This window comes from Streptomyces laculatispora (genome assembly GCF_017353455.1).
Taxonomy (GTDB): Bacteria; Actinomycetota; Actinomycetes; order Streptomycetales; family Streptomycetaceae; genus Streptomyces; species Streptomyces laculatispora.
Genome location: NZ_JAFMPZ010000366.1, coordinates 1 through 9,512, shown reverse-complemented (window position 1 = coordinate 9,512; position 9,512 = coordinate 1). Strand labels below are relative to the sequence as shown.

The 9,512-nt window shown below is 70.5% G+C and carries 10 protein-coding genes and 1 pseudogene; 5 read left to right on the top strand and 6 right to left on the bottom strand.

Features of this window, described 5'->3' with window-relative positions; translation table 11 throughout:
• The coding region (locus tag J1C73_RS19245; RefSeq protein ID WP_207317495.1) for an amino acid ABC transporter permease at window positions 1-900 on the top strand (900 nt) is incomplete at its 5' end.
• The gene (locus tag J1C73_RS19240; RefSeq protein WP_123461606.1) at window positions 897-1,658 is read left to right on the top strand and encodes an amino acid ABC transporter ATP-binding protein; all 762 of its coding nucleotides are present in this window, start codon (window positions 897-899) and stop codon (window positions 1,656-1,658) included. The genes J1C73_RS19245 and J1C73_RS19240, both read left to right, overlap by 4 nt.
• A 314-nt stretch (window positions 1,659-1,972) precedes the next feature.
• Here J1C73_RS19240 and J1C73_RS19235 read toward each other — a convergent pair whose 3' ends face one another.
• A complete protein-coding gene (locus J1C73_RS19235) occupies window positions 1,973-2,734 on the bottom strand; it encodes a class I SAM-dependent methyltransferase (protein WP_207317494.1) in 762 nt (253 codons plus the stop codon).
• Between the two features lie 90 nt (window positions 2,735-2,824).
• Here J1C73_RS19235 and J1C73_RS19230 point away from each other — a divergent pair, with 90 nt between their 5' ends.
• Window positions 2,825-3,454: a CGNR zinc finger domain-containing protein gene (locus J1C73_RS19230; RefSeq protein ID WP_123461604.1), complete on the top strand. Its 630-nt coding sequence runs from the start codon at window positions 2,825-2,827 to the stop codon at window positions 3,452-3,454.
• Here the strand turns inward: J1C73_RS19230 and sodX are convergent.
• Window positions 3,358-3,813: a nickel-type superoxide dismutase maturation protease gene (sodX, locus tag J1C73_RS19225; RefSeq protein ID WP_207317493.1), complete on the bottom strand. Its 456-nt coding sequence runs from the start codon at window positions 3,811-3,813 to the stop codon at window positions 3,358-3,360. The two genes, J1C73_RS19230 and sodX, sit on opposite strands and share 97 nt — an antisense overlap.
• A gap of 219 nt (window positions 3,814-4,032) precedes the next feature.
• On the opposite strand from sodX, the gene sodN reads away from it, so the two are divergent.
• A complete protein-coding gene (gene sodN, locus J1C73_RS19220; RefSeq protein ID WP_123461603.1) occupies window positions 4,033-4,428 on the top strand; it encodes a superoxide dismutase, Ni in 396 nt (131 codons plus the stop codon).
• Between the two features lie 135 nt (window positions 4,429-4,563).
• Here the strand turns inward: sodN and J1C73_RS35020 are convergent, their stop codons facing one another.
• The 4 genes and pseudogenes from J1C73_RS35020 to J1C73_RS19205 all read right to left on the bottom strand — a co-directional run bounded on the left by J1C73_RS35020 (window position 4,564) and on the right by J1C73_RS19205 (window position 8,930).
• Window positions 4,564-5,916: a M16 family metallopeptidase gene (locus J1C73_RS35020; protein WP_242644396.1), complete on the bottom strand. Its 1,353-nt coding sequence runs from the start codon at window positions 5,914-5,916 to the stop codon at window positions 4,564-4,566.
• A 294-nt stretch (window positions 5,917-6,210) separates the two neighbouring features.
• Window positions 6,211-6,936 (bottom strand): annotated as a pseudogene (locus tag J1C73_RS35015) (caspase family protein); the annotation flags it as partial.
• Window positions 6,929-7,378 carry an effector-associated constant component EACC1 gene (locus J1C73_RS19210; protein WP_207317491.1) on the bottom strand — a complete coding sequence of 150 codons (450 nt, stop codon included), beginning with the start codon at window positions 7,376-7,378 and terminating at the stop codon, window positions 6,929-6,931. The gene J1C73_RS19210 and the pseudogene J1C73_RS35015, both read right to left, overlap by 8 nt.
• Window positions 7,379-7,442: 64 nt before the next feature.
• A complete protein-coding gene (locus tag J1C73_RS19205) occupies window positions 7,443-8,930 on the bottom strand; it encodes an MFS transporter (protein WP_207317490.1) in 1,488 nt (495 codons plus the stop codon).
• A 101-nt stretch (window positions 8,931-9,031) separates the two neighbouring features.
• Here J1C73_RS19205 and J1C73_RS19200 point away from each other — a divergent pair.
• Window positions 9,032-9,512, top strand: a 481-nt coding sequence (locus J1C73_RS19200) for a TetR/AcrR family transcriptional regulator (protein WP_207317489.1), incomplete at its 3' end; no start/stop codon positions are given.

The following is a 9,512-nucleotide window of genomic DNA, read 5'->3' as shown; positions in this document are numbered from 1 at the left end:
ACCCCGGCGGCCGGCCCTGAGGCGATCAAGGCCATCCCGGTCCGGCACTACGGCCGGTACGTCTCGGCGGCCGTCGCCATCGCCGCACTCGTCGCGATCATCTACGCCTTCAGCCAGGGCAAGATCAACTGGGGTGCGGTCCCGGACTACTTCTTCGACGACCGCATCGTCAAGGGGGTCGGCCAGACCCTGCTGCTGACCTGCCTGTCGATGGTGATCGGCGTGGTCGGCGGCATCCTGCTGGCCGTCATGCGCCTGTCGAAGAACCCGGTGACCTCGTCGATCGCGTGGTCCTACATCTGGTTCTTCCGGGGTACGCCGGTCCTGGTCCAGCTGTTCGTCTGGTTCAACCTGGGCCTGGTCTTCCAGTACATCAACCTCGGGCCGATCTACAAGGACTACTGGTCGAGCTTCATGACGCCGCTGCTGACGGCGCTGCTCGGCCTCGGCCTCAACGAGGCCGCGTACATGGCGGAGATCTGCCGGGCCGGTCTGCTCTCGGTCGACGAGGGCCAGACGGAGGCGTCCCACGCACTGGGCATGAGCCACGGCAAGACCCTGCGACGCGTCGTGATCCCGCAGGCCATGCGGGTGATCGTGCCGCCGACGGGCAACGAGGTCATCAACATGCTCAAGACCACCTCCCTGGTGGCCGCCGTGCAGTTCTACGAACTCTTCAAGTACGCCCAGGACATCGGGCAGGCCTCCGGGGCCCCGGTGGAGATGTACTTCCTCGCCGCGGCCTGGTACCTGATCATGACCTCGGTGCTGAGCGTCGGGCAGTACTACCTGGAGCGGTACTACGCCCGCGGCTCCAGCCGCAGTCTGCCGCCCACCCCGATGCAGAAGATCCGGACCAACCTGCTGTCACTGGGCCGCCCGAACGGAGGCATGGCATGACCGCCATGGTGAAGGCCGAGGGCGTCCACAAGTCCTTCGGCGCCGCACACATCCTCAAGGGCATCGACCTGGAGGTCGCCCCGCGTGAGGTCTTCTGCCTGATCGGCCCGTCCGGTTCCGGCAAGTCGACCTTCCTGCGGTGCATCAACCACCTGGAGCAGATCAGCGCCGGCCGGCTGTCCGTCGACGGCGAGCTGGTGGGCTACCGCCAGAAGGGCGACAAGCTCTACGAGCTCAAGGACAGCGAAGTCGCCCTGAAGCGCCGGGACATCGGCATGGTCTTCCAGCGCTTCAACCTGTTCCCCCACATGACGGCGATCGAGAACGTCATGGAGGCTCCGGTCCAGGTCAAGCGCGAGTCCAAGACCGTCGCCCGCGCGCGGGCGACCCAGCTGCTGGACCGGGTCGGCCTGTCCGACAAGGCGAACAACTATCCCTCACAGCTCTCCGGCGGACAGCAGCAGCGGGTGGCCATCGCCCGCGCACTGGCCATGGAGCCGAAGCTGATGCTCTTCGACGAGCCGACATCGGCGCTGGACCCGGAGCTGGTGGGCGATGTCCTGGACGTCATGCGCGGTCTCGCCGAGGACGGCATGACGATGATCGTCGTGACCCACGAGATGGGCTTCGCCCGTGAGGTCGGGGACGCGCTGGTCTTCATGGACGACGGCGTGGTGGTCGAGTCGGGCCACCCGCGCGACGTCCTGACCAATCCGCAGCACGACCGGACGAAGTCGTTCCTGTCCAAGGTCCTGTAGGTACCGCGGGTCCGGTGACCGGACCGGCGTACGAGAGGGCGGTACGGACCCACCGGTCCGGACCGCCCTCTGGCGCGTCCACGCGCTACTTCTCCGGCAGCAGCTTCCGCAGCTGTGCCCGCGTCAGCGGCGGGGGCTTGAGCAGCGGCCCCCGCGCGCTTGATGATGACGGCAACCCGGGCCGCCCTGGCGTGGACCACTTCCGTGCTGATGACCGGCCGCCCGGCGTCCTCGGCGGCCCGCCCCAGCAGCTCACGCAAACGGGAGGGGCGGCCCGGACCGTAGTCCGCGCCGCCCCTGCCGGGATGCTGCCGCTACTTCACCGCGAGCACCAGGCTGTCCGAGGGCGAGGACCAGACGGCCCGCGCCTCACCGAAGCCGGCCGCGCGCAGCGTGTCCGCGTGCCACCGCACGGACGGCGTGTCGCCGTCCGCGTGCTCGCCGTAGATCCTGAACCGCTCGGCGGTCGGCCCGGCGAGCACCGGGTCCTTCGCGGCCAGTGCCCACCAGTCCGCCCAGTCCAGGGCGCCGCCGGCCTTGGCCGCGTCCATGACGGCGTGCCGGTGGGCGCGTTCGGCGGCGTTGATCCGGGGGGTGTCCGTATCGGTCATGTGGTCGGCGTTCATGAACACCCCACCGTCCCGGACGAGGCCGCCGAGCTGCCCGTAGAGAACGGCGAGCGGCTCGCTGTGCAGCCAGTGCAGCGCCGTGGCGGTGAGGACCGCGTCGTACGAGTCATGGGGCAGCCGCTCCGTCCACCGCGGGTCCTTGAGGTCCGCGGTGACGAAGGTGACGCGCTCGTCGCCGGCGAAGGAGCCACGGGCGATGGCGAGCAGTGCCGGGTCGAGGTCGACCCCGGTGCTGGTCGCCTTCGGGAACCGCCCAAGGAGCCGGTCCGTAATACTTCCCGTACCGCACGCGAGGTCGAGCACCCGCGGTTCGGGGCCCACCAGGGCCCCGACCATGTCGAGCATCACGCGGAAGCGTTCCTCGCGGTCGGGCATGTACCACTCCTGCTGCCGGTCCCAGCTCTTCTGCCAGGCCTGCCAGTCGGTACCCCGCGCTGTCTCCGTCACCCGAAACCCTCCTATGTAATAGCCTGGACCCAGAGAAGCCCATTACATCATCGCCGCACCGACTTTAGACCGACGCCGTAAGGACTACAAGTGGAACTGGCCTATTACTCGGACTACGCCGTGCGCCTGGTCAACACCGAGGAGCCGGCCCGCAACAAGGACGCCCTCACCTCGGTCGACGCGGTGCGCGAGCTCTTCGGCGTCAACGGGCAGGCCGCCCGCCGGGCGACCGACGCGGACGTGACCCGCTTCCGGTCCGTCCGGGCACGGCTCCGCTCGGTCTTCGAGGCGGCCGACGGCGGGGACGAGACGCTGGCCGTGGACCTGCTCAACTCACTGCTGCTGGAGTTCCCGGTCAGCCCGCAGATCTCCGGCCACGACATCCGGGACGCGGACGGAAAGCCGGACTGGCACATGCACCTGGCCGACCATCCGTCCAACGCCACGGCGGGCTACGCCGCGACCGCGGCGATGGGCCTCGCCTTCCACCTCACCTCGTACGGCGTGGACCGGCTCGGCCTGTGCGAGGCGGCACCGTGCCGCAACGCCTACCTCGACACCTCGACCAACCGCTCCCGCCGCTACTGCTCGGACCGCTGCGCGACCCGCGCCAACGTCGCCGCCTACCGGGCCCGCAAGCGCCTGGAGACGGAGCGCGCCGCCGAGACCGGCCGCAGCGCGGAGACCGCCCAGCCCGCCACTCCGCGCAGCGAACGCTGATCCTTCGTCAGCGGCCGGTAGCGCGCCCGGACCCTGGCCAGCACGAGCTCCTCGGGCACGGTCCCGTAGTCCGTGCTGTCGCCGCCCGCGAACCGGTTGTCACCGAGCACCCACCAGCCGCCGGGCCGCCGCTCCACGGCCCGTTTGACCACCAGCAGGTCCTGCTGGAACGGATGTCTCAGAATCACCACGTCACCGGGGCGCACCGGCGCCCCGTACCGCACGAGCAGCCAGTCCCCGTGGTGGAGCGTGGGCACCATCGAGGGCCCCGTCACCTCCACCACCTGGAACGGCACCCGCGCCAGCCCCCGTGCGGGCTGTTCATCGGTCAGCTCCGGCACCTCCGGCACCTCCCGCATCTCTCCGGCACCTCCCGCATCTCTCCGGCACCTCCCGCATCTCTCCGGCACCTCCCCGTCCGTCCAGTACACCGTCCACCACAGCGTTCCGTACATTCGGCCACTGGTCCCATCCTCACCCTGGACTTTTGGCCTAAGCCCATGGGGGCACCCACTATTTCGCGCCTCTCACGGAGTAATGTCCCACCTGAGAAGACGATCACGAGGAAGGACAGCTCCATGCTTTCCCGCCTGTTTGCCCCCAAGGTGAAGGTCAGCGCCCACTGCGACCTCCCCTGCGGCGTGTACGACCCGGCCCAGGCCCGCATCGAGGCGGAGTCCGTCAAGGCCGTCCAGGAGAAGTACCAGGCCAACGAGGACGCGGACTTCCGCACTCGCGCGATCCTGATCAAGGAACAGCGCGCCGAGCTCGCGAAGCACCACGTCTCGGTGCTCTGGAGCGACTACTTCAAGCCGCCGCACTTCGAGAAGTTCCCGGAGCTGCACCAGCTGGTCAACGACACCCTGAAGGCGCTCTCCGCGGCCAAGGGCTCGAACGACCCGGCGACCGGCCAGAAGGCTCTGGACCTGATTGCCCAGATCGACAAGATCTTCTGGGAGACCAAGAAGGCTTGATCTCTGGTTAGGCCGTCTGACCCGCGATTTCGCTGGTCATGTCGCCTACCCGCCCGCACCCGGTCCCGCCGGTCGCCGAGAACGGCGTCCGAGCGGGCCGGGTGCGGTCTTTTGCGCCCCGAGGCCGGCCCGTTCTCAGGCCTCGGCCCGGCCGGCCGATTGATACCAGCCATCCGCAAGAGGCTCGTACGTCAGCACCGCACGGTTCTCCCGGTGCAGGAAGTGCGCGGCGACGTCACGGACCTCCTCGGCCGTGATGTCGAGCAGGTTGCCGAGCGCGCTGCGGGCGAGCTGGGCATCGCCGAAGAGCACGGCGTAACGGCAGAACTCGTCGGCCCGCCCGGCGACCGTTCCCAGCCGGTCCAGCCACTCGCGCTCGAGCTGGGCCTGGGCGCGCTCCAACTCGTCGGGCAGGGGGCCCTCGGCGGCGAATCGGGCCAGCTCCTCGTTGACGGCTGCCTCGATGGCCTCGACCTCCCCGGCGGTGGCATCGCCGACGGCCTTGACGTCGAGCCAGGCCATGGAGGGCGCCCCGACGAGCCGCAGCAGGCCGAACCCGGCCGCGACGGCGAGCCGGTCGCGGCGCACCAGCCGGTTGTGGAGGCGGCTGGACTCGCCACCGCCCAGGACGGTGAGCGCCAGGTCGGCGGCGTCGCAGAGGCGGGTGCCGTCGTGCGGCATCCGGTAGGCGGCCATCAGGGCACGGTTGGGCACGTCCTCGACCAGGTGCCGGCGCTGTTCGCCCGCCATCGTGTCCTCGGGGAGCGCGCCGGAACGCGGCACCGGCCGGTGGTGGTTGGCCGGAATGGACCCGAAGTACTTCTCCACCCAGGCCAGGGTCTGCTCGGGGTCGATGTCGCCGACGACGGAGAGCACGGTGTTGTCGGGGGTGTAGTACGTACGGAAGAAGTCGCGTGCCTCCTCCAGAGTCACCGCGTCCCGGTCCGCGTTGGAGCCGATGGGGGTGTGCCGGTAGGGATGCCCCTGCGGATAGACCAGCTCGACCAGCCGCTCGAAGGCGTCTCCGTAGGGGACGTTGTCGTACCGCTGGCGGCGTTCGTTCCTGACGACGTCGCGTGCGCGCTCCAGCACGCTGTCGTCCACGGCGGCGAGGAGTGAGCCCATCCGGTCGGCCTCCAGCCAGAGCACGAGCTCCAGCTGGTGGGCGGGCACCGTCTGGAAGTAGTTGGCGCGCTCGAAGCTGGTGGTGCCGTTGAGCGAACCGCCGGCTTGCTGCACCAGCTCGAAGTGGCCGTTGTCCCTGACCTGGGCCGAGCCCTGGAACATCAGCATGCAGAAGAGGTGCGCCAGGCCCGTACGGCCCCTGGGGTCGTGGCGGGAGCCGGCGTCGTACCAGACGTTCACGGCGGCGACCGGGGTGTTGTGGTCCTCGGAGAGCAGCACGCGCAAGCCGTTGGGGAGGCGGTGCTCGATGATGTCGATGCCCGCTATGGCGGAGGCGGACCGCTCGGCGGCGCCCCTGAGCAGGTCCCCGGCGGCCTGCTGGCGTGCGGCGTGGGCCGCCCCCTGCTGCGCGGCGGCGCCCAGCAGCCGCCGTTCCGCCGTGCGCAGCCGCTCGGCCTCCGGTCCGGCCCGGTCGAGGCGGGTCTGCTCGCGCAGTTCCTCCAACTCGCGGATACGTTGCAGGACTTCCGCCTGCAGCGCTCGCTCCCTGGCCTCGGCCTCGGCCAGCTTCCGGCCCACTGCGGCGAGTTCCTCGGCAGGGTCGACGATCTTCTCGGGTGGCGCGGCGTTGTGCGCGAACACGAAGTCCCGGGCCGCGTCGACGCTGCGCTCCTGGGGGATGGGCCGGCGGTCGCGGGCGAGGTTGTCGTGCAGCTGGGAGAACAGCGGGTGCAGCTTCAGCCCGGCCGGCTGGCCGGGAACGCCCGCGTCGACCAGGTCGGCGAGGTACTTGGTGAAATAGGTCTGCGGCTGCGCCGCGTGCGCGTCGGCCTCGTACCAGGCGGTGGCATCGGCGCTGCTGGCGGTCATGGTGTAGGCGCCGGTCCGGGAGGCCCGCTCCAGCACCTCTTCGGGGGAACCGGCGAGGGCGTGGTCGCGGTGGGTGGCCAGCCCGGAGAAGCAGCAGTCGAGCATGACCACCTTGGTGGCGGCGCGGCTGTAGCCCATGGCCCGGCGTACGGCGGTGAACGGCAGACTCGTGGTCGCCCGCCGGTGCGGCTCGGTGCGGGAGCCGATCAGGCCCAGACAGAGCTGGTCCTCGTCGTCGATCTGGCCGTGCCCGACGTAGTAGAACAGCGCCACGTCGGTGGTGTCCTCGAACAGGTCGAGCAGACGGTCGGACAGATCACCCGGGCCCGGCTCGTTGGGCAGCACCGCCACCCGGTCCTCCGGCCAGCCGCAGCGCGGGCCGGTGAGCAGCCGGTACATCCGGTTCAGACTGTGCCGCGCGGCGGCGACCGAGGTGAGATGCGTGTAGTCCCACGTGCCGATCAGCACGGCTCGCGAGCGCCCGTAGTCGTGCAGTGGCCGCTGGTCAGTCATCGAGGAGCCGCTCCAGGATCGGCATGACCTCCTCGACGTTGGTGGCGTCGACGGTCACCTTCTTCCCCCGCACCGACACCGTGACGGAAATGTCGCTGCGCTTCGCCCGCAGGTACTGCGGCAGGATCTTGATCACGGTGACCAGTCCGGTGCTGGCGGCCAGCACGCTGAGCACATCGAACGCGCCCTGCTCGCCGGGGCCCGGCGTTCCGGGAGTCCGGCGGACCTCCGCTCCCGGAGGCAGGGCCAGAGTCAGCCAGGTCCGCAGCGAGCCCAGCTCGCCCTGAGGATGTACGGCCAGCTCCACGCTGTGTGCGGCCTCGGTGCCCATGACGCCCCCGCATCCCGGTGGCGCCGACCCTGCCCACCCTGGCAGGCCCGGGCTCATCACCATCCGCAGGAACTTCGGCGTCCACTCCGCCAACACCGACGCGTTGAGCATCGGATCTCCCTCGGAGACAATCACCACCCAGGAATAACTGTCAAGCGGTGCTCTCCAGTTCAGGTCAGGGCCGTTCCGGGCGCGGATACCGGCCCGCGCGCCGGCGACCGAGGAAGCCGCCGGCGAGCAGCGCCCCGGCCAGGACCAGCGCGGAGTTGACCAGGATCGCGACCGCGACGCCCGACAGGACGGCGTGCGGGCCGCTGTCGCCGAGGCCGGACATCCGGGCGGTGACGACGGCGCTCATCACCGGGATGCCCAGCGTGATGCCGACCTGCTGGGTCATCGTGGCGAGGCCGGTGGCCAGGCCCTGCTCGTCGTCGGGGAGTCCGGAGGTCGCGGTGACCATGAAGCCGACGATCATCAGCATGTTGCCGACACCGCCGACGAACGTGGCCGCCAGCAGCAGCCAGATCCAAGTCCCGGAAGTGCCGAGCGCGACCAGGGAGAGGGTGGCGGCGGCCTGGACGATACCGCCGGTGACGATGGTCGCCCGGTTGCCGAAGCGGCCGACGGCGCGGCCGCCGAGGGTGCCGCCGATGACCGTGCCGATGCCGAGGACGCCGAAGGCGAGGCCGGTGGCGAGGGGCGAGTAGCCGAGGACTTCCTGGAGGTAGAGGGTCAGCAGGAAGACCAGCGAGGTCTCGGTGACGAAGGCGATCAGGCCGGTGGCGTTGCCCCAGATGACGCTGCGGCGCTTGAGGATGTGTACGGGGACGAGCGGCGCGGCGGCCCTCTTCTCGACGAACCAGAAGCCGATGAGCAGCGCGGCACCGGCGAGCAGCACGGCCAGGGTGGCGGGCGCGGTCCAGCCGGTCGCGCCGGCCTGCGTGAGTCCGTAGACCAGGAGCAGCAGTCCGCCGGTGACGGTCGCGGCTCCGGGCACGTCGAGGCGGGGACGTGCGGCCGGACGCGAGTCGGTGATGACGGACGGGGCCAGGGCGACGACGAGTGCGGCGACGGGCACGTTGACGAAGAAGGCCCAGCGCCAGGAGAGCAGATCGGTGAGCAGTCCGCCGAGGATCGCGCCCGCCGTGAACCCGGCGGACATCAGTGCCCCGTTGAGGCCCAGAGCGCGTTCGCGCAGCGGGCCCTCCTTGAACGCCGCGGTCAGCAGGGCGAGTCCGGCCGGGGTGACGGCCGCGGTGGCGAGGCCCTGGAAGACACGGGCGGTGAGCAGTACGCCGGGGGAGGTCGCCAGCCCGCCCAGGGCCGAGGAGAGGCCGAGGACGACCATCCCGCCCACGAAGACGCGCTTGCGCCCGACGAGGTCGGCGACACGGCCGAACAGGAGCGTGAACCCGGCGGCGGCCAGGGCGAACGCGGTGGCGATCCACTGCAGGTCCGGGAGGGCGAAGCCGAGCCCCTCGCCGACGACCGGCAGGGCGACGTTCAGGATCGAGAAGTCCACCGCGATCATGAACTGGGCGCCGAGGAGGAGAGCGAGGACGAGCTTCTGCCGGCCGGTCATACGGGGTGCGGCCACCGGCGGAGCCGCGGTGGCCGGGGCACTGCCGGTGGCGCGTGACGGGGTCTGGCTGGGTGCGGACATGGTTGCCCTTCTTCGGACGGAGGTTTTAACGGTTCTGTAGTTCCGTTAAGATGGGGCGACCGTAGCAGAGGAGAGCGCAGTAATGGAACTGGAGACCCGTTATGACGTCTGAGGGTGTGGAACCCGGCACGGTCCGGCCCGGTGGGCGCACCGCCCGGGTCCGGGAGGCCGTCCTGCGCGCGGCGGGTGACGCGCTGGCCGAGCACGGCTTCGACCGCCTCGATCTCGCCGATGTCGCGCGCCGCGCGGAGGTCGGCAAGACGACCGTCTACCGCCGCTGGTCCAGCCCCACCGGGCTGATCGCGGATCTGCTCGACGACATGGCCGAGCAGTCCTCCCCGCGCACGGCGACCGGCTCGCTGGCCGAGGACCTCAGGGCCAACGCCCGGCTCGTGCTCAAGACCCTCACCGACCCGCGCCAGGGCGCCCTGTTCCGCTCCGTGATCGCGGCGGCGACCTGCGACGAGCGCACGGCTCGGGCCCTGCACCGCTTCTACGCGATCCGGATCAAGGAGTGGTCCGACTGTGTCACCGAGGCCGTCGAGCGCGGGGAGCTCCCCGCGCTCGACGGCCTCGGTGACA